20 protein-coding genes are annotated in these 23,480 nt (G+C 54.4%); 9 read left to right on the plus strand and 11 right to left on the minus strand.

The window, feature by feature from the left end:
• Positions 1 to 55 precede the first annotated feature (55 nt).
• On the minus strand, positions 56 to 1,147 hold the full coding sequence (chaA, locus tag AAGQ96_RS08705) for a sodium-potassium/proton antiporter ChaA (RefSeq protein ID WP_147197184.1): 1,092 nt from the start codon (positions 1,145 to 1,147) through the stop codon (positions 56 to 58).
• A 399-nt stretch (positions 1,148 to 1,546) separates the two neighbouring features.
• Between chaA and chaB the strand changes: the two genes are divergently transcribed.
• Positions 1,547 to 1,777, plus strand: a complete 231-nt coding sequence (gene chaB, locus AAGQ96_RS08710; RefSeq protein ID WP_342755286.1) for a putative cation transport regulator ChaB — start codon at positions 1,547 to 1,549, stop codon at positions 1,775 to 1,777.
• A gap of 275 nt (positions 1,778 to 2,052) precedes the next feature.
• Complete coding sequence (locus AAGQ96_RS08715; RefSeq protein WP_342755287.1) at positions 2,053 to 2,730, plus strand: gamma-glutamylcyclotransferase; 678 nt, start codon at positions 2,053 to 2,055, stop codon at positions 2,728 to 2,730.
• Positions 2,731 to 2,736: 6 nt separating this feature from the next.
• Here the strand turns inward: AAGQ96_RS08715 and AAGQ96_RS08720 are convergent, their stop codons facing one another.
• The 9 genes from AAGQ96_RS08720 to AAGQ96_RS08760 all read right to left on the minus strand — a co-directional run bounded on the left by AAGQ96_RS08720 (position 2,737) and on the right by AAGQ96_RS08760 (position 12,631).
• Positions 2,737 to 4,173 carry a serine/threonine-protein kinase gene (locus AAGQ96_RS08720; RefSeq protein WP_342755288.1) on the minus strand — a complete coding sequence of 479 codons (1,437 nt, stop codon included), beginning with the start codon at positions 4,171 to 4,173 and terminating at the stop codon, positions 2,737 to 2,739.
• Positions 4,174 to 4,227: 54 nt separating this feature from the next.
• The gene (locus AAGQ96_RS08725; RefSeq protein ID WP_147197192.1) at positions 4,228 to 5,175 is read right to left on the minus strand and encodes a hypothetical protein; all 948 of its coding nucleotides are present in this window, start codon (positions 5,173 to 5,175) and stop codon (positions 4,228 to 4,230) included.
• A 14-nt stretch (positions 5,176 to 5,189) separates the two neighbouring features.
• Positions 5,190 to 5,966 (minus strand): PP2C family serine/threonine-protein phosphatase, encoded by a 777-nt coding sequence (locus AAGQ96_RS08730; RefSeq protein WP_147197194.1) that lies wholly within the window; start codon positions 5,964 to 5,966, stop codon positions 5,190 to 5,192.
• Positions 5,956 to 7,113 carry a type VI secretion system-associated FHA domain protein TagH gene (gene tagH, locus AAGQ96_RS08735; protein WP_147197196.1) on the minus strand — a complete coding sequence of 386 codons (1,158 nt, stop codon included), beginning with the start codon at positions 7,111 to 7,113 and terminating at the stop codon, positions 5,956 to 5,958. Before tagH ends, AAGQ96_RS08730 begins: the two co-directional genes overlap by 11 nt.
• Positions 7,114 to 7,152: 39 nt before the next feature.
• A complete protein-coding gene (gene tagF / locus AAGQ96_RS08740; RefSeq protein WP_147197198.1) occupies positions 7,153 to 7,851 on the minus strand; it encodes a type VI secretion system-associated protein TagF in 699 nt (232 codons plus the stop codon).
• A 17-nt stretch (positions 7,852 to 7,868) separates the two neighbouring features.
• Positions 7,869 to 9,980: a type VI secretion system membrane subunit TssM gene (gene tssM / locus AAGQ96_RS08745; protein WP_342755289.1), complete on the minus strand. Its 2,112-nt coding sequence runs from the start codon at positions 9,978 to 9,980 to the stop codon at positions 7,869 to 7,871.
• Positions 9,980 to 11,197 (minus strand): type IVB secretion system protein IcmH/DotU, encoded by a 1,218-nt coding sequence (icmH, locus tag AAGQ96_RS08750; protein ID WP_342755290.1) that lies wholly within the window; start codon positions 11,195 to 11,197, stop codon positions 9,980 to 9,982. Before icmH ends, tssM begins: the two co-directional genes overlap by 1 nt.
• Positions 11,198 to 11,298: 101 nt before the next feature.
• Positions 11,299 to 11,787: an SH3 domain-containing protein gene (locus AAGQ96_RS08755; RefSeq protein WP_147197204.1), complete on the minus strand. Its 489-nt coding sequence runs from the start codon at positions 11,785 to 11,787 to the stop codon at positions 11,299 to 11,301.
• A 292-nt stretch (positions 11,788 to 12,079) separates the two neighbouring features.
• Positions 12,080 to 12,631 (minus strand): YbhB/YbcL family Raf kinase inhibitor-like protein, encoded by a 552-nt coding sequence (locus AAGQ96_RS08760; protein ID WP_147197205.1) that lies wholly within the window; start codon positions 12,629 to 12,631, stop codon positions 12,080 to 12,082.
• A 207-nt stretch (positions 12,632 to 12,838) separates the two neighbouring features.
• Here AAGQ96_RS08760 and AAGQ96_RS08765 point away from each other — a divergent pair, with 207 nt between their 5' ends.
• Both AAGQ96_RS08765 and AAGQ96_RS08770 read left to right on the plus strand, forming a co-directional pair.
• Entirely contained in the window at positions 12,839 to 14,263 is a 1,425-nt protein-coding gene (locus AAGQ96_RS08765) for a YchO/YchP family invasin (RefSeq protein WP_342755291.1), read from the plus strand.
• 76 nt (positions 14,264 to 14,339) lie between these two features.
• A complete protein-coding gene (locus AAGQ96_RS08770) occupies positions 14,340 to 15,245 on the plus strand; it encodes a bestrophin family ion channel (protein WP_147197209.1) in 906 nt (301 codons plus the stop codon).
• Here the strand turns inward: AAGQ96_RS08770 and AAGQ96_RS08775 are convergent, their stop codons facing one another.
• Complete coding sequence (locus AAGQ96_RS08775; RefSeq protein WP_305790948.1) at positions 15,246 to 16,313, minus strand: porin; 1,068 nt, start codon at positions 16,311 to 16,313, stop codon at positions 15,246 to 15,248.
• 812 nt (positions 16,314 to 17,125) lie between these two features.
• On the opposite strand from AAGQ96_RS08775, the gene AAGQ96_RS08780 reads away from it, so the two are divergent.
• From AAGQ96_RS08780 to astE, 5 genes are all read left to right on the plus strand, one after another.
• Positions 17,126 to 18,346 (plus strand): bifunctional succinylornithine transaminase/acetylornithine transaminase, encoded by a 1,221-nt coding sequence (locus AAGQ96_RS08780; protein ID WP_147197211.1) that lies wholly within the window; start codon positions 17,126 to 17,128, stop codon positions 18,344 to 18,346.
• On the plus strand, positions 18,343 to 19,377 hold the full coding sequence (astA, locus tag AAGQ96_RS08785; RefSeq protein ID WP_342755292.1) for an arginine N-succinyltransferase: 1,035 nt from the start codon (positions 18,343 to 18,345) through the stop codon (positions 19,375 to 19,377). The genes AAGQ96_RS08780 and astA overlap by 4 nt, the downstream gene beginning before the upstream one ends.
• Complete coding sequence (gene astD / locus AAGQ96_RS08790) at positions 19,374 to 20,843, plus strand: succinylglutamate-semialdehyde dehydrogenase (RefSeq protein WP_342755293.1); 1,470 nt, start codon at positions 19,374 to 19,376, stop codon at positions 20,841 to 20,843. Before astA ends, astD begins: the two co-directional genes overlap by 4 nt.
• Complete coding sequence (gene astB, locus AAGQ96_RS08795) at positions 20,840 to 22,168, plus strand: N-succinylarginine dihydrolase (protein ID WP_342755294.1); 1,329 nt, start codon at positions 20,840 to 20,842, stop codon at positions 22,166 to 22,168. Before astD ends, astB begins: the two co-directional genes overlap by 4 nt.
• 85 nt (positions 22,169 to 22,253) lie before the next feature.
• Entirely contained in the window at positions 22,254 to 23,264 is a 1,011-nt protein-coding gene (astE, locus tag AAGQ96_RS08800; protein ID WP_342755295.1) for a succinylglutamate desuccinylase, read from the plus strand.
• The last annotated feature ends 216 nt before the right edge of the window (positions 23,265 to 23,480 follow it).

The following is a 23,480-nucleotide window of genomic DNA, read 5'->3' on the forward strand; positions in this document are numbered from 1 at the left end:
AGAGCGCCTTCAGGCGCTCTTTTTTTATTGGCGTAGTGCCAGCAGCGGTAAAAATTTACAGCATAACCGTCATCAAATAGCCGGCGAACAGTGCAAGATGCGCCGCGCCATTCAGCACGTTGGTGCGCCCGGTCGAGAAGGAGATTTGGCAAAGAAGCAGGGCGGCAATCATGATGACCATCTGCGGCGACTCCAGACCAAATATCAGCTGTTGTCCGGTCAGGGTGGCAATGATAGTGACGGTGGGAACCGTCAGTGAAATCGTCGCCAGCACCGAACCAAAAAACAGATTCATCGCGCGCTGTACCTGATTAGCCAGCACCGCTTTTATCGCTCCCAGACCTTCTGGTGACAGGATCAATAACGCGACCAGGAAGCCGGTAAACTGCTCGGGCGCATTCATCTCGGTCAGTAAGGATTCCAGCGTGTTGGCGTTCATTTTAGTTACGGCAATCACAGCGATCAGATGAATCAGTAACCAGACGGTGTGCCAGAGGCTTGAATGGGCGGAAGGCCTGCCGTGATGCGGATCGTCGCCTTCGTCCTCATGCTCATACACAAACAGGCTCTGGTGGGTTTTGGTTTGAATCAGCAGGAATACGCCGTACATTGCGGCTGAAATCGCCGAGATCAGCAGAGCCTGCCCGGAAGTAAAATTGCCGCCCGGTAGCGCATTAGGGAAAACCAATACCAAAATACCCAGCGGGAAAATAGCGATAAGGTACTGTTTGACCCCGGCCAGGTTAACATACTGCGTGGCAAATTTACGGCCGCCAAGCAACAAAGCAAAGCCAACCAGCCCACCGGTAACAATCATGATGATCGAATAGAGCGTATCACGCATTAAGGCGGGGGCCGCGTCGCCTGTTGCCATCAGCGCGGAAATTAAACTGACTTCCAGAATCACCACCGACAGGCTGAGGATCAGGGAACCATAGGGTTCGCCAAGGCGGTGTGCCAGCACGTCAGCATGACGAACTACGCTGAATGCACTGCTCAGAATCGCCACCAGCGCCAGTAAATTGATCGCGATGATGACCGGGAAGGACGTCGAATCACCCCAAAGCCAAAGTATGGCCAGGGCAATGAGCGGTAAGATGAGAAACGACTCTTTATGACGAGTTTTGACGCTTTCTTGCGTGCCCATAGGTAGCTTTTCCTTATCACTGACGATTAACCGGTAGACGCGGCGGCCCACCGGTAAAAAAATACCATTTGTTTCAACCTGGTTATTTTACATACGCGGGCAGTGTAACGGCTAATGGGTTAAAAATGTGTAAAATTTACACTGATTTACGCATTAAAAGAGAAAAATCATAAACTTCCATTCTTTAAAATTTATTCAGTTATAACTTTATGAATTATATGAATTAATAATTTTTATTTTCACGCTATTTGTGGTGATTAATGCGCATTTGAATCGCATCTGTATTGGCTAAATTAGCCTTACAACCTGTTTTTTAATCCTGATGGCAATAACTGCATTGCTGGCACAGTCGTTAATTATGTTCCAGGCTTATATGGCCTAATCAGAGGAGGGAAAACGATGCCATACAGTACAAGATCTTCACTGCCTGACAGCGTGAAGCATGTCCTGCCGGCTCATGCTCAGGACATCTACCTGGAAGCATTTAATAGCGCCTGGGATGAATACAAAGAGAAGAAAGATCGCCGCGGTGACGAGTCCCGCGAAGAGGTGGCTCACAAAGTTGCCTGGTCTGCGGTAAAGCATTCCTATGAAAAAGGCGACGATGACAAGTGGCATAAAAAGCACTAGCTTTCCGCAGGGCGGCAGCCGCTGCCCTGCAAAACGTTTCCGTACGGTCTCCCGCGTCACGATCTCCGGCTGTTAACGGCCATCACACTTTTTGTCTGCCGGCCTTAAGTTTTTTCTTATGCGGCCGATGATAAACCTAAGTAAAATTTTTCGCTTTTGTGACAAAGTTCAAACTTGATTGCCAGGGACGAAATGACATATTGTCACCTTTAACGCAAAACAATTTTCGGAATAAGTTAACTTGTCGCAAGCATGAGCACGGGTAAGGGGGGTCAATGTTAACAAGGGATTTCTTATTAAAAGCGGATTGTAAGACGGCTTTTGGTGCAATCGAGGAATCGCTGTTATGGACCTGCGAACAGCGTGCTGCGTCGCTGAGCGCCACGCTTTCCTGTCGGCCTAATCACAGTCCGGTATGGATTTTCGGCTATGGTTCGCTAATGTGGAACCCTATATTCGAGTCCGATGAGGTGGCTGAAGGAACCTTAAGGGGCTGGCATCGGGCTTTCTGCCTGCGGCTTACGGCGGGACGGGGCACGGCTCAACAGCCCGGAAGAATGCTGGCACTGAAAGAGGGCGGCGAAACGACCGGGCTGGCTTTTCGCCTGCCGGAAGAAAAACTCCGTGAGGAGCTGGAGCTGCTGTGGAAGCGCGAAATGGTCACAGGCTGCTATCTCCCTACCTGGCGTGAGCTGGAGCTTTCAGACGGGCGTAGCGTGACGGCGCTGGCATTCGTTATGGATCCGCGCCATGCGCTTTACGAGGCCGATTCCTGCCCAAAAACCATTGCGCCGCTGATTGCTCAAGCCAGCGGTCCACTCGGCACTAACGCACAGTATCTTTACTCGCTGGAACAGGAGTTGAAGACGCGCGGTCTGTATGATGATTGCCTGACCGATCTGGTGCAGCGCGTGCGTGAATTACAGCAATGCCACGACCCTCTGGTCGGCTAAGCCGGCTCAGCTTCCAGGATTGATCAGCCAGGTGCCTGCCTTGTTAATCGTCAGGCTCTGGCGGTGAACCGCGTTCGCAGAATGCACTTCAATATTGTAGTTACCGGATGCCAGGTTCAGTGAGGCATAGCCGCTGTTGTTCGGCTTGACCTCGATCGGCGTGCCGTTGAGCAGCACGGTTTCGCCGCTGGCAAGCCGCAGGTAGACGGTAGCCATCATCGGCTTAGTATTCACTGCCGCTCCACCCGAGACGGTGCGGGTCGGCGCTGTTTCCGATCCGGCTATCGCAGGTTGCTGGGTATCGGCAGAGGTGTCTTCCCGGCTGAGAGAGATGGCCAGCGCAACCGCAGCCAGCACAGCGACGCCGCCGAGGGCGATAAGCGGTTTAGACAGTCGGGTTTTGACGCCGGGTATTTCCCCGCCTGCCACCGGCGGAGGGGTATAGCTGACTGGCTCCGGCTCAGGGACCGGTTCAGGTTCCTGCTGCGCCTCTGGCACCTCTTCCGACACAGCCGGTATGCTGGTCACCAACTCTTCTACAGAGCTTACGGGCAGGGCAATAAGCGCCGCTAATTCATCGATAGACTGCGGACGGTCCTGAGGTTTCATTTCCAGCGCGCAGTCAATGGCGTTGAGCAGCGACAGCGAGAATCCTTCCGGGCGCAGCTGGGCGAGCGGCTGGTAGCGATCTTCAATACAGCGCACCACGCTTACCGGCGGTGGGCTTCCGGTAACCAGCGTATGCAATACCGCGCCGAGGGCGTAGATATCCGTCCACGGCCCCTGGTCAATATCACTTTCTTCGCTGTACTGCTCAATAGGCGCATAGCCGGGTTTCAGCATAATCTCCGTTTCGTCGGAGAGGTTACCAATCGTTTTACGCGCTGAACCGAAATCCAGCAGCACCGGCAGCTGATTTTCCTGGATCTGAATGTTATCCAGCGAGATATCGCGGTGCAGGTAGCCGCCACGGTGGATGGTATCAATCGCGCCAAAAAGGGGCGGAAGCAGCTGGCGGATCCATTCATCGGTGATCCTTTCCGGGTGGCCTAACTGCCACTCTTTCAGGGTCATACCGCTGTAATAGAGCGTGCCCATATAGGCCGTGCCGTTCTCCTCCCAGAACCGCAGCACGTGCAGCAAGCCCGGATGGTTGAAGCGGGCCAGCAGGCGGGCTTCCTGAATAAAGCTGCTAAGTCCTGCTGAAAACAGTTTTTGATAGCGCTCGCCGCGCAGCACGATAGTCAGTTGTTCATCGCGGGAGGCGAGTGAAACCGGCAAATACTCTTTAATGGCGATGGTACGTTCAAGCAGGTGGTCCCAGGCACGATAAACAATGCCGAAGCCGCCACCGCCAATGACTTCTTTAATTTCAAATTCGTTAAAACGGTGGCCAGCCGGAAGGGCGTTGGGCACGTTCTTGACATTATCGTTTGCCGACATAGTAAACACTCTCTGAATGCCAACTTCTCTGCTGCTCCCATCCGGGAGAGCCGGTCAGTTAACAGTGCGCCAGGCGCCAATAGCCGGATCGGCCAGGTCTGCATGCAGGTCATCCACCAGCAGCACATTAATTTTTACTTTTGAATCGACGACTTTGCTCCAGACCTGACGCAGAGCATCTACGCGAGCCTTCAGGACGGCAGGGTCCGCCGCCTGGCTTTTGTCCATTTTTACCAGCAGTGCGCCATCAAATGACCAGACGTGCAAAGCAGGATTAAACGTCAGCACCAGCCAGCTGTTGGGGGCCGTCTTTTTACTGACGACCAGCCGTTGATTATTCGCCGCGACAACGTCCAGTTCTCCCGAAGCAGGATGGATATTGCGTAACGGAAATCCCTGGTAAAACTGGACGTCAACGGGCTGATCTTTCCCGTTAGAGGAAAGGGTCAACTGACTTTTCCCCTCCAGCCATCCTTCGGTAGAACAGCTGAGGTGACGATCGTCAGGGATAAACAGCGACTGGCCTTTTTCATCCCACCAGGTGCGAAAATGACAGCCACCGGGCAGATCGAAATGCTGCAATGGTGCGCTATTGGCTGGCTGTGACAAATCCAGCGGTTCCGCATTGCTGGCATTCGCCGCCGTTGTCCCGTCCGCGATAACGATTGGGCGCCAGTTCTGTTCTTTGGCTGCGGTACCGGCAGCCAGCACCGTTCCGGCAGCGTTGGTCATTTGCCATGGGAGTTCGGTAAGTTTGCCGCACTGGTTATTTAACAGCTTGCCGACGCGCGGCAGAAAACTGGTCAGGGTGCTGGATTCTTTGCTTTTACCGGAAACGAGGCGCAAGTGGATAGTCTCCTGACACCAGTCTCGCGGCGCATTACTTTCAACGTTGTCAATGAACACCTCCAGCGCCAGGCTTGGGGAATATACCACGCGGTAATCCTCAGCCTGAGCGGCAGTTGCAATCAACAAAGCAATAGCTGGCAACCCGTATTTCATAGTGTTCCTTGGTGTTAATCACGCGTCGGCAGGAAGCGTCCTGAGTCCGCTACGGATTGTAAGAGAGTGGTTTCCTGTGGCGAGCCAATCCAGACGGCTACGGCACTCAGGTTATCCTTCTGCTCGCTACGGTTGATGGCTTCCTGCATCAGCGCCAGCCACTCATGAGGCGAGCTGACCATACGCAGCGCCTGTTGCATCTCTTCCGGCGTCAGGCTGCACCAGAAACCATCGGTACAGACTAAAAAGGCATCGCCATCTTCCAGCGGCATAACCTCACTGTAACTCACCGGCAATGTACCGCCCGCACCCAAAGCATTATAGAGTAAGTTGCTGTTAATGCCGGAATTATCTACACCAGCATCCTTTAACTGCTGCGCCAGGCTATGATCGCGCGTGACCGCATGAATATACCCCCGGCGAAAGTGGTAAATCCTGCTGTCACCGGCATGCGCCCACCATGCACGCTGAGAATCACGGTCAATAAATACCGCCGCCAGCGTAGTGCTCATCCGATCAAAATTCAGAATTTTACTCTGTGCCTGGCGAATCGCCTGCTCGGCCTTATCGATCCATTCCGCGGTATCTGCTGGCTGAATAGGCTTATCGACCATCAGCTCAGCCAGCAACGTATCGCGGGCGATTCTCGCTGCCGTTTCACCGCCTGCCGTGCCCGCTACCCCGTCACAGACTAAAAAACAGGCGCAGCGTTCGCCTATCAACGCGCCCGTTTCATCCTGATTACTTTCCCGGGCACCCGTTTGTGAGGTCAATGCATAGTTAATGTTCATTCTTTTCCGGTTTGAGCTGCGAGTCTTTATACTGATTCACTTCCATATCATAGGCTTGCAGAAATGCGTCGCCGAAGAGGGTATGGAAATCGTCCTCAATTTCGCCAGACGTGTTCTGGTAGTGACGCAAAAAATAGTCCCACAGGGCGGCTTTTTTTACCGCGCTTAACCCTATCCGTGGAACGTTGCCATCACGACGGGCGTAATCTTCCAGCCGTTGCGGATTGAAAGATTGCAGCATGGCGGCAATAATCGCGCGGATCCCGGCAATCATCCCCAGCTGATGCGCCTGCAAATCCACTAACGCATCACGCACTGCCTGCTCAGGCGGCATAAAGCCTGGCATCTGGCTCTGATATATCTGCATCAGGACCGTCTTACCTGAAGGCAATATTTTGAACGGGTTGTTCGCTTCGTTCAGGATCATCGTCATTTCTGCCTTCACGCCGCGTTTCAGGATTGAACGTGATGAGAGCAGGGCGACGGTTCCCTGAGAAAAGAGGCTGAGCATTTTCCCCGTCGTGCGCATTTGGTCTTCTGTCAGCTGTGGCCTGCCCGCGCCATTATCCAGCCCCATGCCTTCCAGCAGAGCGGCGAGCAAGCGCTGCTCGTTGCCTTCATGTACAGCATTCTCAGCATGCGGCAGATCGCTGCGAACCGGGTCAATATCCAGCCGCGCATCGTTTTGCCGAACCTGACGAACGGCGGGCTGCTCGGGAGCAGGCACCACGACCGGTATCTGCTCGTTCAGGATACCCAGCGGATCGTTGGGCAATGTCTGGTCATGGCTGAATAATGCAAGGGGATCCACGTCGCTGAAAGCGGTATCCTGCTGGCGGTTGGGATCGCTTATCGTAATTTGATAATCGCCAATGCCCAGTATGTCGCCATGATGCAGAACAATTTGCCTGCCGCGATCGAGAGGGGCCTGATTATGCACCACCGCGATCACGCTACCGTGATTGGTCAGACGACACTCGCCGTTGCTGGCGATCTGGACGACTGCCTGCAAGCGAGAAATGGCGCGCTCGGTATCCGGTAAAACCAGATCGTTATCAACGCTACGGCCTATGGTGCCGCCTGGCGGCATAAAATCACAGGCGGTAACGGGCGCCTCGGTTCTGCTTTCAACAATGGTAAATCGCATGCGCTTTTCCTGAAGCCAAAGCCAACGGGCCAAATAACTCTATTCGAACATGGGTGGATAGAGTCCATGCCGACCCGGCTGTGCTACAGCGGCCGGATCGAATAACTGTGAGAATAGTTGTGCGGTAAGGTTGCCGCTGTGTTTATGGCTGGCCAGGGGATAACCATCGCTTTGATTTGTCCACCAGTAGCTGGTATAGCGCATGGGGTCAAAGCGGGTCGCCACCTCGTGCCATGCCAGCGTGCAAGGCAGATCCTGATAGCCAATCACATCCATAATATCTGAACGGCCGGTATCGGGCAGCGACAGCGGCGGCAGCGTCAGTAGCCTTTGTTCAAGCCGCTCGGGGGTCGATTGCTGGCTGACGGCCTGATGCAGCGTTTCCCCCAACGTCTGAAACCAGTCGCCAGATACTGCCAGCTGCGCCGGATGCCAGAGACTGACCGGCACGCTTTGCAGCGCCAGCAAAGGCCAGGTTCGGCCTACGCGATCGCGCGAAGGGAGCAGACAGCCAATTTGTACACGCTGTACACCGAGCGTAGCAGGGACGGCAAAATTCCACACCGGTGCGCGGCTAAAAAGCTCACCGTCACCCTCGCTCTGGTGATACCAGAGTGATAAACCCTGCTGAAACCAGTTAGACCAACTGGCGACAATCGCTTCCGGTAACCGACGCTGTAAAAAATCGCCGGTGCCGGGTAATTTCCCGTACCAACCCAGCATATTTTTATCTGGCATAGTCATCACCTTCCCGGCTAGTGAGGGGGGATAGCCTGAACCGGCGGAGCAATATTTGCCGCAGTGCTGCCAGACGGCCGTCCAGGACTCTCAAGATTAAACGCCAATTTTCTCATCACCAGCGCATTATCACGCGCGAACGGTGAAGTCTGGATCTGCCGATCCAGTAACTGGCTCAGATGCCAGTCAAGCTGCTGAAGCTGACGCGTCGTCACGTTGGCAGGCAACGTACGCTGCAAATTTTGCATTACCCAGCCGCGTAAAAATTCGCCATCGTAGCTGCGGGGCTGATACAGCATTTGATAAGCGCGCAGTGCATTGCGGCTGAATTCGCTATCCTCGCCTTTATCATTACGTAAAGTTTGCGTGATGTTCTGTGCCACGCGCGGCAGCAGCAACGTTTTTAACGCGTTCTGATAAAAGCCCTGTGCGGCGGCGTTAATCTGATCGCCACGGTACAGGCCGCCGCGCATGCTCAAAGGCGGCTCGTCAAGCCGGAAGCTACTGCTTTGCGGCAGGGCCACCAGGCTATTTAAGAAGGGTAGCAGATCCAGGATATCTCCGTGGTTATTGCCGATGAGTTGCTGAGCCTGACGGTCCACCGGAGGAAGCCGTGCTTCAACCTGTTGCAGATACTGCTGATTTTTATAGTAACTGGTGGCCCAAAGCAGGGTGGCGAGGATCAGCGCCAGGCCAAGCGAAGCGTAGCCCGTCCAGTGCAGCAGGCGATTGCGGTGTTCCCATGACCGATCGCTGCCCGCCAGCTCGCTCTCCTGAAAGATCAGATCGCTCATCAGCGCACGAATAAAGTAGCTCTGGCCTTTATTGGCAGGAATGGGCGCAATGCGGTTGACGCTGTTCCAGCTGGCGATAGGATGGCTGGAAGCCTGCGGCAGCTGAAGTTTGCGGGTCAGCTCTCCCATAATGCGATCGAAAGGCAGACCTTCCTGCGTGCCGCTGGTGAAAAACAGCCCGCGCGGCGCCCAGGGTATTTCACCCTCTTTCTCCGCGAAGACAATATCCAGATATTCCGCCAGTAGCGGACGCAGTGAAGCAAATTCCTGTGGGAAGAGAAAACAGTCGGCGCGCTGCGTCAGGTCGCTTTCCTTCGCCATTCTGCCCGCCAGCCCGGTTTGCAAACGCAGCGTCATGTCGTTGAACTGTTCAGTAAACAGTGACGTTAACGATTGTCCAGCAGGTCGCTCGGCGCCCCATGGGAAACCAAAGCCCCAGATACGGTCACGCTGCGTTTTATCCAGCGTACCGTAATAGCTCATAAAACCTTTCAGTAAATCGGTCTTGGTCACCATGATGTAGACCGGGAAGTGGATCCCGGTTTGCTGGTGCAGCTCCGCCATGCGGGTACGCAACGCCTGAGCCTGAAAACGACGAGCCTCGGCGGAGTCGCTTAACAGATCCGCGACGCTGATCGCCATAATCACGCCGTTAATCGGCTGGCGCGTCCGGTAGCGCTTAAGCAGATTAATAAAGGTCTGCCATTCGCTGGCATCTCTTGCCCGCTGGCTTTCCTGGAGCGTATAGCGTCCTGCGGTATCCAGCAGCACCGCTTCCTGAGTAAACCACCAGTCGCAATGGCGAGTACCGCCCACGCCCCGCAAGGCCGTTCTGCCGATGCTTTCGCCCAGAGGAAACTCAAGACCTGAGTTGATCAGCGCGGTAGTTTTTCCCGCTCCCGGTGCACCAACAATGATGTACCACGGCAGCTGATAGAGATATTGCGCATTGAAACGCTGAAGCCAGCCGCGTTTTTTCTTCTGCTGGGGGCCGGTGAAGTGGGTTTTCTTTAGCAGCGAAGCCGCTTCGCTGAAGAGCGCACCGAGCAGCTCTTCGGCGGCGGCCTGTTCGCTGTGATCGGCGCTGGAACGCTGCATATTGCTTAACAGCTTGCTGTTAAACCAGGCGCGGTAAAGCTGAGGGATCAGCTGGAAAAGGATCCACAGGAAATAGCACAGACCAATGGCTATCTGGCGATTAAGAGGGCTTTCCAGCCAGTGAGTATTATGGAACGACAGCTGCGGGCCGATCATCCAGATCAGCGCCGAAAGGGCGGTAATCCCTAAAAAGCTCCACAGCAGTCGGCTGAAAAAAAGCATAAACAAAGAAGGCATCAGAATTTTCTCGCCTGGCTGGTTTTCACTTCTGGCGCTGGGAACAGAACAATTTCGACCCGGCGGTTTTGCGCCCGGTTTTCGTCGCTGTCGTTAGGTAGCAACGGGCTGCTGTCGCCACGGCCTTCGCTGCGCAGTAAATGTTCCGGTTCCAGCATCTGCTGGCGCATCTGCGCGCTAATCGAGCGCGCCTGCGCCAGGGAATATTCATAATTTGAGGCAAAGTGCGTTGAATGCACAGGCCGGTTATCGGTGTAAACGCTGATTAAAATCGTGCCTTTGATATTATCCATCGCGGCAGAGACACGGGTGATAATCGCCCGGCCTTCCGGCGTAAGATCGCTGCCTGAAGGGCTAAACAGTTTGTCGGCGGCGATGATCACTTTGCTGCCATTAGTCCCGTCTGCCACGTCCAGCTGGCGAGCAGTAATCAAATCATCCAGCCGCTGGCGCAGATCTAATAGCGCCTGGCTCGAACTGTTGCGGGCAATTTCGTTCTGCGGCAGTGGCGTCTCCCAGATAGCCCGCAGCAGCGGTTCAGCCGCATTGCCTAAACGCCAGTTGAGGCCTGAATAAATCATGCTGGCGATGAAAGCCGTCAGCGCAATACAGGCCCAGAGCGGTACCGGAGGACGCCATCGCGAATCACGACCGACCGGCTCCAGCGGTTGAGGCTCTGGCTGCGGCGGTAATTCACCTCGCGTATCGTTGATTAACTGCGCAAGGCGATTTCTTACCGCGTCGCGTTGCAGCCTGCCTTGCTCAACCGCACGATAGCGTCCTTCATAGCCCAGCAGCAGGCAGTAGTGGATGACTTCCAGCAGCCATAAATGTTGCGCAGGCGTTTGAGAAATACGCGACAGCAGTTGAAACACTTTTTCGCCGCCCCAGCTCTCATTATGAAAAGTCACCAGCAAGCCGTTACCGGACCAGACGCCACGCGTTCCCCAGGGCGTTTGGGCCGCCGCTTCGTCCAGCACGCTGCAAAGGCAGTAGCGGGCGCCAATGATCATATCGAAAGGCAAACCGATGTTTTTGCTGCGCGCTTCAAACTGACGAATCTCATCAACCAGCTGCTGGCGCAGGCCGGCAGGGTCATCATGCGTTGCCGCCAGGCGGATCTGTACGATTGCATTCAGCAACGGCGCTGCTGCTGCAAGTAATGGGTTTTCCTGACCGCTAAAAGTGCGGGTGTCAGCAGGGTGTTCCGGGGTCATCAGGCTTTACTGTCTCAGCTGTTTGGCACCTGCAGCGCAGGCGCTATCCAATCTTATCAGACGGTGATACAGGGCCTTCCATGGCGCTGAGAATATCATGTCTATTCCAGAATCCAGGTGGCGGTATCGTTGTTACGGCAAGCCTTACTTTGCCCGCCAACGTCGACGCAAACTTGTTTGGCTTTACGTGGGCGAGGGCGATCGCTGCGCAGCGTGGCGTCATACAGGTCGGTTTTGACGCCCGCTTTGTACGGCACGTAACCAATAAGCTCTTGCTGATCGGGTTCGGCTACGGCTAGCCAGTGATTTTCCACTTCGCCCAGCACGGTGAACGGCTTGCTGTTTTCCAGATAGCGAACCACCTTGCTGCCAAAGTCCGGGCCGCTCATCACCGACGCGTTGTATAAAGCCCGGTAGGTTTCATTAACTGGCGTAAAGGTTTTTGGTGCATGAACGGCATGGCGATGCGTCAGCTTCACGCCATCGACTTCAGAAGTGACGAGCGTGTCGTCCGTCATCGGAGGAAGAGGAGCCTTGCATGCAGACAGCGTCAGCACAGCCAGCAGGGTTAACGCGATGCTTATTTTCACAGCGATCCTCGTGAATATCATCAGTGAGTAGTAGTGTTCACAAACCCGTCTCACACGCTTCAGTCGTCTGGGCAGAAAAAAGGCCAGTCGGCTGAAAATTATTCTGTTTTACATAAAGATAAATCTGTATTCAGTTTACATGACACTTTTGAGAATGGGAACAATTGCAGTGCCCGGCCTGACATGTTATTGCAGCCAGACCGGGGCAATCCTCACTTTTAAAGAAAGCGATGTCAATTTGATAAGTTCATTAGCGTGAAATTCACGCAGTGTAAGTAATCAGCAGCCTGTCTCAATGGTCGTTACCGTAACGGCCGACCAGGCCAGCTGCGCCAAGCGCATGACCTTTTAATCGTTGCAATAATTCCTCACGCGTCAGCCCCTGTTCAAGTTCACTGGCGGGTAAATCGGTGGCGATGAGCGTGAAGTTGTAATGGTGCAGTCCCGTTCCGGCGGGCGGACAGGGACCATAATAGTGCAGCGTGCCGGGACTGTTTTTACCCCCCGTGTAACCTTTGCCCTCGGTCAGCTCGCCCTGGGCAAAGCGGGTGCGCTGAGCAGGGATGTTGTAGCCAACAAAATGGTTTACGCCCAGGCCTTTCGCGCCGACCGGGTCGACAATCGTCAGGGCAAAACTTTTCGTCCCCTCCGGCGGGTTAGTCCAGCTTAACGCGGGCGAAACGTTTTCACCGGTACAGCTGATATTGCCTTTGGCCGCGCCAGCAAATTTCTTCTGAAGTACCGCGTTGTCATTAAAATCTGGCGAGCTGAGTGAAAAAAGGGGGGCAGCATAGGCGGCGTTGATGTTCGCCACCAGTGCCATCGCGAGTAAGGTTTTTTTCATCGTCACGTTCCTGTTTGGCGGGTCTGCGCAAAGTCTGGTCGATAAATACACGATCTGCCAGTGGCTTAACCCGGCGTCCATGAATCAATTGCCGCAGAAGGTGCCGTTAGCGGGGCAAAAGTGTTAAGCTGGCATTTATCTGATTTTGTGAGCCATCTTCCATTTTCATCGATTAAATTAGCTTGCCAGATGGCAAATTTTGAAATTATGAAAAATTTTAACCCTTGTTCCCTGCCGATCGCATCGCTACTTTTCTTTACGGCCGCCAGCCCGTTTGCGCAGGCGCTAACCACGGATACTCGCGTCGCCAGCGCGCCTTTTGCCGATCCCGCACGTTTTAGTGATTCGCTGCCTGATTTGGGCAGTGATAAAACGGGCGACACGGCGCTATCGAAGCGTGTCGCAGAAGCAATGAAAAGTATTGGCCAGGCCAGTATGAGCAGCGATGATGATAAATCGCTGGGCAGCGAAGCCGGGCAGTGGGCGTTTGAACATTTTCGTGATGAAGCGGCACGCCGGGCGGAAAGTGAAGGGAAAGAGCTGCTGTCGCCTTACGGTCGCGCGACGCTGTCGCTGATGGTCGACAGCAAAGGCAACTTTGATGGCACCTCCGCGCAGCTGGTCACGCCCTGGCAGGATAATTATCGGTATCTCACCTTCAGCCAGCTGGGTATTGAGCAAAGTGATTATGGCCTGGTAGGCAATGCCGGTCTGGGGCAGCGCTGGCTGCTCGGCAGCTGGCGTCTGGGTTATAACGCGTTTGTTGATGACCAGTTCGAATCCGATCTTCAGCGCGGCTCGCTGGGAGCAGAAGCCTGGAGCAATTTTCTGCGCTTTTCCGCCAATTACTACCAACCGCTTTCAAGCTGGCGGCAAAACGCGGCTGACTCGCAAATGCGTATGGCGCGCGGGTACGATATTACTACGCAGGGATATCTGCCGTTTTACCAGCAGCTTGGCCTGTCGGTAAGTTATGAGCGCTATCTGGGCAATAACGTCGATCTGTTTAACAGCGGCACCGTCAGCAGCAATCCTGCGGCCATTGAGCTGGGCGTCAGCTATACGCCGGTGCCGCTGTTTACGCTCACTGCCAGCCATAAAACGGCGGACACCGGCGAAACGCAGGATCAGCTGGGATTGAAGATGAACTACCAGATCGGCGTGGCTATCAGTAAGCAACTTTCGGCCGACAACGTTGCCGCAGCGCGTTCGCTAAGCGGCAGCCGCTATGATGTGGTAAGCCGCAACAATCTGCCCGTCATGGAGTTCCGCCAGCAGAAAACCCTGTCGGTGTTTTTAGCGACGCCGCCGTGGCAGGTGATGCCGGGTGAAACGCTGCCGTTGAAATTGCAGATCCGTCATAGCAACCCTGTCGCTGCGGTCAGCTGGCAAGGCGATACCCAGGCCCTCAGCCTGACGCCGCCAGCGGATAACACAGATCCTCAGGGCTGGAGTATTATTATTCCTGCCTGGGACAGCTCGCCGGAGGCCAGTAATGAATATCGCCTGTCGGTGACGGTTGAGGACAGCAAGCAGCAGCGCGTCACCTCTAACTGGATCACATTGAAATTGACGCCGCCGGTGACGTTGCAGGATCCTGATGCCAGCCACTTTGACCTGTTAGCGCCCTGATAATGGCAATGGATAAAACGTCCGACGCTATGACGGGAAGTTGTCAGCATTTACTTACTGCCTGAGCCTGTTCACTATGATTATTCGTCCGCATCGCAACTGGTTTCTCCGTCTCTTTTCCTGGCACGGCTCTGTGCTGCCCGATATTCTGTTTCGCCTGAGCCTGAATCTGCTGATGTCAGTGGTGGCCATTTTCAGCCTCGACTGGTATGAGACGCTGGGGGTGAAACTGACGCTGGCACCGTTCAGTCTGCTCGGCGTCTCCATCGCGATCTTCCTTGGTTTCCGTAACAGCGTTTGCTATGCACGCTACACCGAAGCCCGACTGCTGTGGGGCGGACTGCTGATCAACTGCCGTAACTTTCTGCGACTGGCACTTACGGTTGCGCCAGCTGATGGCCCGAGGATTGGCGCGTTGCTGATGGCGTTCAGCTATAGCCTGAAACACCAGCTGCGGCAGACCGATGCCAAAGCGGACATGTATCATTATCTGGGGGATGAAGCGGAAGACATTTTGCGGCGTCGCGCGCCAACCAATGCTATCGCGATGAAAATTTCGCAGTGGCTGGCTGAACAGCGGCGCAGCGGTAACGTCTCTGATATCGTGTTTGCCCAGCTTGATAACAGTCTTAACCAGCTTTCTCAGGTATTGGGTGGCTGTGAACGCCTGGCGAGTATGCCGGTTCCCTTCGCTTATGGCCTGTTGCTGCACCGCACGGTTTATCTGTTTTGTACGCTGCTGCCTTTCGCGCTGGTGCCCGATTTACACTATATGACGCCGCTGGTCTCAGTGTTTATCGCCTACAGTTTTCTGTCGCTGGATAAGCTGGCGGAAGAGCTGGAGATGCCGTTTGGTTATGCCAATAACCATTTGCCGATGGATGCCATGTGTACCAATATTGCCATTAACCTGATGGAAATGAATAACCAGCGCGAACTGCCGTCCGCGCCGGTTCCTGACGGGCGCTATCGTTTAACGTAATCAGAATTGATAAGTCAGCCCCACGCCGGTAATGTCGTCGGTTGCGGCACCAAGTGGATTATTGTCTTTTAGCAGGTTAATACGGTATTCCGCATAGGCCAGCATATTTTTATTAAAGTAATAGCTGGCACCGGCACTGATATATTTGTACAGATCCACGTTGCCGATGTTTTCAATATCCTTACCGCGTGAGGTAACAAAGGCCAGGGAAGGGCGCAAACCATTCAGGAACTGATATTGTGCGACCGCTTCAAAATTCTGAGCCTTATTGGCAAAGCCGCCGCTAACCGGCGTAGCGTTATGCGTTTCGCCATACATCGCCGCCAGATAAATCAAATTGGCATCGTATTTCACCGCCGTCGACCAAAGTTCGGCGCGATCGCCTTCGCCACGCGCGGCCTGATTCTGGGCCGTTGTGCGGTCTACGCTGGCCCATGCCGCCGCCAGACCCAGCCCGAAATCAGCCGTCCAGGAAAGGGAGGCGGCGTAACCATCGCCATTAGAGCGACGTACGGCATCCGTTCCGCTGCGTTCATTTTTACCCTGATACTGTGCAGCAATATTCAGCCCCTCTACCAGCCCAAAAAAGTCGCTGTTGCGCCAGGTAGCAACGCCGCCTGCACGTCCGGCTAAAAAGCTGTCGCTATAACCTGAGTCGCCGCCAAACTTCGGCAGCATATCGGTATAGGAGAGGGCATCATAAACAAGACCGTAATTACGCCCATAGTCAAAAGAGCCATACTTGCCGAATTTCAGACCCGCGTAACCCAGACGAGTTTTATTACCGGTTTGCGCATCGCTACCTTCCGAGTTATTGAGCTGAAACTGGTACTGCCACATGCCATAGCCCGTGAGCTGGTCATTGATTTGCGTTTCCCCTTTAAAACCCAAACGAGCAAAAGAGACGTCACCATTATTGGCTTCATCTGAAGAAAAGAGATGCCCGGCATTCACTTTTCCTGCCAGATCCAGTTTGTTACCGTCCTTATTATAAATTTCAGCGGCGTTAGCACTACCAAACGTTATTAGTGTCGGGATTGCCCATAGGATTACATTGCGCTTCATCATTTTTTACCCTGTGAATTATTTATATTTTTTGAGGTGTTAACTAGCATCGGGAAGAAAAATAACGGCTAACTATTTTTATCAGAATTCATTACTTGTAACAAATTGTAATTTAAGATTGCGTGGGGTTTTTATGGGCTTTTATAAACGGGGGATAATGGAGTTTATGTGGCAGGAATCTGTTAATATGATTTTTTGTTATAACAGTTAAATTATTATATTATTGATTTTAAAGTGTTTTTTATATCTAAAGCCTGGGATTTTACCTTTCTTTCTCTCTTGCAAAATATTTTTTATTTGGCAGGGCGTTTATTGGCGACGTAACTAAATAAAAAGTGATTTTGTTATCCATAAAAATATTTTGCTTTTCTCTGTTTGCAATGTTTTCACGATGTTTCAATGAATTTCCGCCGGGTTTCATTTCCTCCACAAATGTCTTTCAAAGGTTCGCTGGAGCCAGACGTTCAGTGCGCAATCAGGGTGCAGTAAGCCCCCTTTTAGTGCGCTAACTGCCTCATTTACGGGCTAAATCCTGGCAACGATCACAAAAACAATATTTTATTTTACGAATGCATAATTCCGCTCTTTTTTTATCTGCTAACCCGCTGCGGATTGAGGCGTATTCACTATTTATTCATTAAATGTGAATAGTGAGCTTGCTTAACCTGTTGATTGTTGGTGACAGAAAACGATTTATGCATTTTTTTGCTGGCTGGCACAAAGCATGCAATTTACAGTGAGGCTCAGATGAAGCAATTCATTAACATTATTTAAACTAAAAATTTACCTGCATTTGGGCAGGATAAGAGGTCGCCATGCAATCAGCAGTCACACGTGAAGATTTCGATCGGTGGATGATCCCCACTTACGCGCCCGCCAGCTTTGTGCCGGTTCGGGCTGAGGGCTCCACGCTTTGGGATCAGCAAGGGAAATCCTGGATTGACTTTGCCGGTGGCATCGCGGTCAACGCGCTGGGCCATGCCCATCCCGATTTACAGCTGGCTTTACAGCAGCAGGCCGCGCTGCTGTGGCATACCGGTAACGGCTATACCAACGAGCCGATCCTGCGGCTGGCAAAGCAGCTTATCGACGCCACCTTTGCAGAAAGAGTCTTTTTCTGCAATTCCGGCGCGGAAGCTAACGAAGCCGCGCTGAAGCTGGCGCGTAAGGTCGCGCACGATCGGGTTGGCGAGCAAAAAAGCGGCATTGTAGCCTTCAGTAACGCTTTCCATGGCCGCACGCTGTTTACCGTTTCCGCAGGGGGCCAGCCCGCTTACTCAAAAGATTTTGCGCCGCTGCCTGGCGGGATCCAACACGCCACGTTCAACGATCTCGCCTCAGCCGCCGCGCTGATTGATGACCACACCTGTGCCGTTATTGTCGAACCGATTCAGGGCGAAGGCGGCGTTGTCCCTGCCGATCCGGCTTTTCTTCGCGGCCTACGCGAGCTCTGTGACGCACATCGTGCGCTGCTGATATTTGACGAAGTACAAAGCGGCGTAGGGCGTACCGGTTCGCTGTATGCCTATATGCATTACGGCGTAACGCCAGACGTGCTGACCACCGCTAAAGCGCTGGGTGGCGGTTTTCCGATTGGCGCAATGTTAACCACCGGGCAGTATGCCAGCGCGCTGGGTGTGGGAACGCATGGCACCACCTATGGCGGTAATCCGCTGGCGGGCGCGGTAGGCGGAAAGGTCATGGAGCTGGTCAATCGCCCGGAAGTGATGGCGGGCGTAGCCCTGCGTCACCAGTGGTTTGTGGAGGGATTACAGGAGATCAACCGACGTTTGCCGTTGTTCAGCGAAATACGTGGCCTGGGCCTGTTGATCGGCTGCGTATTAAATCAGGACTACAGCGGCCAGGCAAAATTGTTCAGCCTTGCTGCGGCGAAGCACGGACTAATGGTACTGATTGCCGGTGCCAACGTAGTGCGCTTCGCGCCTTCCCTGATTATCAGCGAGCAGGAGGTGAAAGAAGGGCTGGCGCGTTTTGAACGGGCCTGCCACGACATCGTCGCAGGAGCGGGATCATGATGATTATCCGCCCTGTTGCACATGACGATCTGGCTCAACTGATGCAGCTTGCCGGTAAGACCGGCGGCGGCCTCACGTCCTTACCGGCCGACAGCGCAACGTTAGCGGCACGGATTGAGCGCTCGGTGCTAACCTGGCAGGATAAATTACCGCGCGCCGAACAGGGCTATGTTTTTGTGCTGGAGGATACGGACACCCGACAGGCCGTGGGCATTTGCGCAATCGAAGTCGCGGTTGGCCTTCAGGATCCCTGGTATAACTTTCGGGTGGGAACGCAGGTGCATGCTTCCCGTGAACTGAATGTCTATAACATCCTGCCTACGCTGTCGCTTAGTAACGATCATACCGGCAGCAGCGAGCTCTGTACGCTGTTCCTCGATCCTGACTATCGTAACGGCAAAAACGGCTATCTGTTGTCGAAATCCCGCTTTCTGTTTATGGCCGCTTTTCGAGAACGGTTTATGCAGAAAGTGGTGGCGGAGATGCGAGGCGTGAGTGATGAACAGGGCCATTCGCCTTTCTGGGAAAGCGTCGGCAGTCGTTTTTTCTCCATGTCCTTTCGGGACGCGGACTATTTATCCGGCACCGGGAAAAAAACCTTTATTGCCGAGCTGATGCCGAAACATCCCCTGTATATCAATTATCTCGCGCCGGAAGCGCAGGCGGTGATCGGACAAACTCATCCCCAGACTTCACCCGCGCGGGCGGTGCTGGAGGCAGAAGGATTCCGTTATCTGAATTATGTCGACATCTTTGACGGCGGCCCGACGCTGGAATGCGATATCGATCGCGTGCGGGCGATTCGCAAAAGTCGTCTGGTGACGGCGGTCATTGGTAAAGAGAGCGACAGCGACCAGCCGCTTTGCCTGGTCGGCAACGAACGCTATGAGGATTTCCGCGTCATGCTACTGAATACCGATCCGCAGGGCGATACCCTGAGCCTCAGCCCGCAGCAGGCTGATATTTTACGCTGCAGACAGGGCGATACGCTGCGAGTCGCGGCGCTGAACGTTGGGGAGAAAAAAGCATGACGCACTGCATCAATGGACAATGGTTAACCGGCAGCGGTGAAAACTTTACGAAACGGGATCCGGTAAGCGGCGAACTGCTTTGGCAGGGGAAGGCCGCAAGCGCCAGTCAGATCTCTTCAGCCTGTGAAGCAGCGCGCAACGCTTTTCCTGGCTGGGCCAGACGCCCGTTTAGCGAACGTCAGGCCATCGCCGAGAAATTTGCACGCCTGCTGGAGAAAAATAAGGAGCAGCTGGCGGCGACGCTGGCGCAGGAAACCGGCAAACCGCGCTGGGAAGCCGTCACGGAAATCCAGGCAATGATCGGTAAAATCGCTATTTCGGTTGAGGCTTACCATGCCCGTAGCGGAGAAAGCGTACAGGGTGAAAGCTCGCTGCGTCACCGGCCACACGGCGTCATGGCGGTGTTTGGCCCGTACAATTTTCCCGGACACTTGCCGAACGGGCATATTGTTCCGGCGCTGCTGGCAGGAAATACGGTCATTTTTAAACCCAGTGAACTGACGCCGCTGATTGCGGAAAAAACCGTCCGGCTGTGGCAGCAGGCGGGGTTGCCTGGCGGCGTACTGAATATGGTGCAGGGGGGGCGTGAATGCGGTCAGGCGCTGGCGCAGGAGCCCCAAATTGACGGCCTGCTGTTTACCGGCAGCGCAGCCAGCGGGCACCAGCTACATCAACAATTCGCCGGACGCCCGGAAAAAATGCTGGCGCTGGAAATGGGCGGCAATAACGCCCTGATTGTTGAAGACCCGGCGGATATTGATGCCGCGGTAAACATCGCCATTCAGTCCGCTTTTATCACCGCCGGTCAGCGCTGTACCTGCGCCCGCAGAATGTTGGTGAAACGCGGCGCGGCGGGGGAGGCTTTTCTTAAACGGCTGGTGGAAGTGGCCGGAAAAATCAAACCCGATCGCTGGGATGCCGAACCACAACCTTTTATGGGCAGCGTGATCTCTTTGCAGGCGGCGGAACGAATTTACAGTGAATGGCAGGCACGCGTAGGCGCGGGTGGTACGGTTCTACTGCCCATGCGTTGGCCAAATCGCGAAAGCGCCATGCTTACACCGGGAATTATTGATGTTACTGCCGTGGCTAACCTGGCCGACGAAGAGGTATTTGGCCCACTGCTGTCGGTTATCCGCTACGATGATTTTTCTCAGGCGATCCGTCTGGCAAACGCCACGCGCTACGGCCTGTCCTGCGGGTTGATCTCGCCGCAACGCGAGCAGTTTGACCGGCTGTTGATTGAGGCTCGTGCCGGCATTGTCAACTGGAACAAACCGCTAACCGGTGCGGCCAGCAGCGCGCCTTTCGGCGGGATCGGTGCTTCCGGTAATCACCGGGCCAGCGCCTTTTATGCGGCGGATTACTGCGCCTGGCCGATGGCTTCGCTCGAATCTTCCAGCCTGTCGCTGCCAGCAACGTTATCGCCAGGGCTGGATTTCAGCGTTGCCGGAGGTGAGCGATGAGCGCGCGTGAAGTCAATTTCGATGGCCTGCCAGGCCTGACGCATCATTACGCCGGACTGTCATTCGGCAACGAAGCCTCAGCCCGACATCAGCACCAGGTTTCTCATCCGAAACAGGCGGCGAAGCAGGGCTTACTCAAGATGAAAGCGCTGGCCGATCTGGGCTTTGTGCAGGGCGTCATTCCGCCCCACGAGCGGCCAAACGTGACGGCGCTACGGCAAATCGGTTTCAGCGGCAGTGATGCTCAGGTGGTGAGCGACGCGGCAAAGCGCGCGCCTGAATTGCTTTCGGCCACCAGTTCGGCGTCGGCCATGTGGGTGGCGAATGCGGCAACGGTTTCACCTTCTGCCGACAGCGCAGATGGCCGTGTGCATTTCACCGTGGCAAACCTGAATAACAAGTTTCATCGCGCAATTGAAGCGCCAACCACCGGCGCACTGTTAAGAGCGATATTTCGCGATCCGCAGCATTTTTGCGTTCACGATGCGTTACCGCAGGTGGCGATGTTTGGTGACGAAGGCGCGGCCAACCATAACCGTTTTAGCCAGCAGTATGGCGACGAAGGGATACAGCTGTTTATTTACGGTCGGGAAGAGGGCGGCGGTGGGCTGGTGCCCGCTCGCTATCCTGCCCGCCAGACGCTTGAGGCGAGTCAGGCGGTGGCGCGTCAGCATTTACTCGACGCTGGCCGCACGGTCTTTGCCCAACAGAATCCGGCAGTCATCGATCGGGGCGTGTTTCATAACGATGTTATCGCCGTCAGCAATCAACAGGTATTGTTTTGCCATCAGCGGGCGTTTCTCAATCAGGCCGGGCTTTTTGCCACGCTGCGCGAAAAATTTCCAGCTTTTACCCCAATTGAGGTGCCGGAAGATCGGGTCAGCGTCGCGGATGCCGTCGCCACCTATCTTTTCAACAGTCAGCTGCTGAGTAAAGCTAACGGCAAAATGCTGCTGGTTTTACCAGAGGAAGCCCGGCAGCACAGCGGCGTCTGGCGCTATCTCAATGAACTCATTTCAGCGCAAAATATTATCGACGAACTGCGCGTTTTTGACCTGCGCGAAAGTATGGGAAATGGCGGTGGGCCAGCCTGTCTGCGGCTGCGGGTGGTACTCACCCCGGCTCAGCTTGCGGCAGTGAATCCAGCGGTAATGATGAATGATTCACTGTTTGTCACCTTAAACGCGTGGGTCGATCGCCACTATCGTGACGACCTCACGCAGCATGACCTGGGCGATCCGCAATTATTAACAGAAGGACGGGAAGCGCTGGACGAACTGACGAAGCTGCTAAACTTAGGGAACATATACAGCTTTCAGCAATAATCACGGACGAACAGCGCGCGTCAGGCTATGCTAAGGCGCGCTCTGCCACTGGATGAAGGAGCAGAATTTATAATAAGGAGAATGTATGCAGGATTTTCTTAAGCAGACCCTGAGTGGAGAACCGCCTGCGCAGCTTTCAGGTCGTAACGATCGGCTGAGCTGGCAGTGGCTTGATGAAGGGATTCTGGAACTCACCCCAAACGGGCCGACATCGCAGGCTCTGGTGATTTCCGCCGGGATCCACGGCAACGAAACCGCCCCCATTGAAATCTTGAATGCCCTCATTAACCCGCTGCTGGCCGGCATGAAGCGGCTGATCCCCCGATTACTGATTATTTATGGCAACCCGGATGCGATACGCCATAACAAACGCTATATGCGCTGCGACGTAAACCGGATGTTTGGCGGACGCTGGCAGCAGTATGACGACAATATGGAAGCCCGTCGCGCCTGGCGGCTGGAACAGGCGCTGGAAACCTTCTGGCAGGCCGGAATGAATGAAGAGGTTCGCTGGCATCTCGATTTGCATACCGCTATACGTGGCTCTTGGCATAGCCGTTTTGGCGTCATGCCGCTGCGTGAGACGGACTGGCCGGACGACTTTCTGCACTGGCTGACGGCGGCAGGGCTGGAGGCACTGGTTTTCCATCGCGCGCCGGGCGGTACCTTTACGCACTACAGCTCACAGCATTTCAACGCCGCCAGCTGTACGCTGGAATTAGGCAAAGCGTTGCCGTTTGGCAGTAACGATCTGACGCAGTTTTCAGCGGCACGCGAGGCGCTTGCCGCCATAATATTTGGTGAAACGCTGCCGGAAGTAAAAGCTCCGCCGCTTCGCTACCGTGTTTCTCAGCAAATCACTCGCCTGTCAGAAGCCTTCGTGCTGCATATGAACAAGGACACGCTGAATTTTACCGCTTTTCCGCAAGGCACCTTGCTGGCAGAGGATGGCGACAAGCGCTGTTACGTGCAGCAGGCGAGGGAATACGTAATGTTTCCTAACCCGGATGTGGCAATTGGCCAGCGTGCGGGACTGATGCTGGTGGAAGACAACGCGCACAATGAGACTTCTGGCGCAGCAGACGCAGTGATTTAAAACGGTTGTTAATACCGGCGAAAGTTTGTTTCGCCGGTCCGACCGGCATTTCATACGTAATCTGCTCAGAAAGAGTGAACGGGCGCTGAAGCAGACAATCCAGCTTACTTATTCCTTTCTCAATCCTGCCGCCTGTATTACACTTCTCCATAATTTCTGCATTAATCAGTTTATATTCATACTCTTTTGCAATTCCTCACGCGATCCTTCTTATTC

The organism is Pantoea sp. MBD-2R (genome assembly GCF_039134845.1).
Taxonomy (GTDB): Bacteria; Pseudomonadota; Gammaproteobacteria; order Enterobacterales; family Enterobacteriaceae; genus Erwinia.

Bases quoted from the DNA above. Each gene is read 5' to 3' on its own strand.
- AAGQ96_RS08730 (WP_147197194.1), bottom strand. From the start codon at position 5,966: ATGAACATTAACTATGCATTGACCTCACAAACGGGTGCCCGGGAAAGT.
- AAGQ96_RS08765 (WP_342755291.1), top strand. From the start codon at position 12,839: ATGAAAAATTTTAACCCTTGTTCCCTGCCGATCGCATCGCTACTTTTC.
- AAGQ96_RS08725 (WP_147197192.1), bottom strand. From the start codon at position 5,175: ATGAAATACGGGTTGCCAGCTATTGCTTTGTTGATTGCAACTGCCGCT.
- tagH (WP_147197196.1), bottom strand. From the start codon at position 7,113: ATGCGATTTACCATTGTTGAAAGCAGAACCGAGGCGCCCGTTACCGCC.
- AAGQ96_RS08775 (WP_305790948.1), bottom strand. From the start codon at position 16,313: ATGATGAAGCGCAATGTAATCCTATGGGCAATCCCGACACTAATAACG.
- chaB (WP_342755286.1), top strand. From the start codon at position 1,547: ATGCCATACAGTACAAGATCTTCACTGCCTGACAGCGTGAAGCATGTC.
- chaA (WP_147197184.1), bottom strand. From the start codon at position 1,147: ATGGGCACGCAAGAAAGCGTCAAAACTCGTCATAAAGAGTCGTTTCTC.
- AAGQ96_RS08715 (WP_342755287.1), top strand. From the start codon at position 2,053: ATGTTAACAAGGGATTTCTTATTAAAAGCGGATTGTAAGACGGCTTTT.
- tssM (WP_342755289.1), bottom strand. From the start codon at position 9,980: ATGCCTTCTTTGTTTATGCTTTTTTTCAGCCGACTGCTGTGGAGCTTT.
- astB (WP_342755294.1), top strand. From the start codon at position 20,840: ATGAGCGCGCGTGAAGTCAATTTCGATGGCCTGCCAGGCCTGACGCAT.
- astD (WP_342755293.1), top strand. From the start codon at position 19,374: ATGACGCACTGCATCAATGGACAATGGTTAACCGGCAGCGGTGAAAAC.
- AAGQ96_RS08760 (WP_147197205.1), bottom strand. From the start codon at position 12,631: ATGAAAAAAACCTTACTCGCGATGGCACTGGTGGCGAACATCAACGCC.
- astE (WP_342755295.1), top strand. From the start codon at position 22,254: ATGCAGGATTTTCTTAAGCAGACCCTGAGTGGAGAACCGCCTGCGCAG.
- AAGQ96_RS08770 (WP_147197209.1), top strand. From the start codon at position 14,340: ATGATTATTCGTCCGCATCGCAACTGGTTTCTCCGTCTCTTTTCCTGG.
- AAGQ96_RS08720 (WP_342755288.1), bottom strand. From the start codon at position 4,173: ATGTCGGCAAACGATAATGTCAAGAACGTGCCCAACGCCCTTCCGGCT.
- icmH (WP_342755290.1), bottom strand. From the start codon at position 11,197: ATGACCCCGGAACACCCTGCTGACACCCGCACTTTTAGCGGTCAGGAA.
- AAGQ96_RS08780 (WP_147197211.1), top strand. From the start codon at position 17,126: ATGCAATCAGCAGTCACACGTGAAGATTTCGATCGGTGGATGATCCCC.
- astA (WP_342755292.1), top strand. From the start codon at position 18,343: ATGATGATTATCCGCCCTGTTGCACATGACGATCTGGCTCAACTGATG.
- tagF (WP_147197198.1), bottom strand. From the start codon at position 7,851: ATGCCAGATAAAAATATGCTGGGTTGGTACGGGAAATTACCCGGCACC.